General features: G+C 49.3%; 2 pseudogenes. Both read right to left on the bottom strand.

Annotation, left to right across the window (positions count from 1 at the left end):
• Nucleotides 1-164, bottom strand: a pseudogene (locus H8S64_RS22335) (nucleotidyl transferase AbiEii/AbiGii toxin family protein); the annotation flags it as partial.
• Nucleotides 165-173: 9 nt separating this feature from the next.
• Nucleotides 174-578 (bottom strand): annotated as a pseudogene (locus tag H8S64_RS22330) (hypothetical protein); the annotation flags it as partial.

Raw genomic sequence — 578 nt, 5'->3', positions numbered from 1 at the left:
CCGCCTTTGAAGTAGGTCTTATCCGCATATTCGGACATGGAAATATCCCGCAGTATCTTCGATACCCAGTAATCCTTTTCCACGTGCGACTGCTCGTAGCCGAAATGTTCAGCCGCCAGTGCGATGATTTCCTTGAACGCTTCCTTGTCCGAATGTAAATTCATATTTCTGTCCTATGCCGTTTTATAATCCAAGTTGAACCGTGTCGTGGGAAGAATGGTCTTTGCCATTTCTGTTTGCAACACGGTTTGTCTGATGTCGCCCAGTATATCCGCCACCACCTTTCTGACACGTGGCGGGTAACTTTTCGCCAAAGATACGATTTTTTCCAGTTCCGGCAGGCTGTACCCGTTGAAATATTGGCTTTTGACCCGGTTGTAGATGTCCTGCCCGGTTGTTCCGGGTATGCGCTTCATGTCCTTTATCGCATCGAGCAGCCGCAAGTACGGGACAAGGCTTTCATCCGGGTAGTCCATGCAGTAGGCTTTCACGCACTCTATATCCAAGTTCTTGAAACGGAAACGGCGAACCGGGTTAGGAGTGGCTATCGTTATGGTTGTGGCAACCTGTTCGGTCAG

The organism is Butyricimonas hominis, from assembly GCF_014287455.1.
Taxonomy (GTDB): Bacteria; Bacteroidota; Bacteroidia; order Bacteroidales; family Marinifilaceae; genus Butyricimonas; species Butyricimonas muris.
This window is presented reverse-complemented; position numbering and strand designations above follow the sequence as displayed.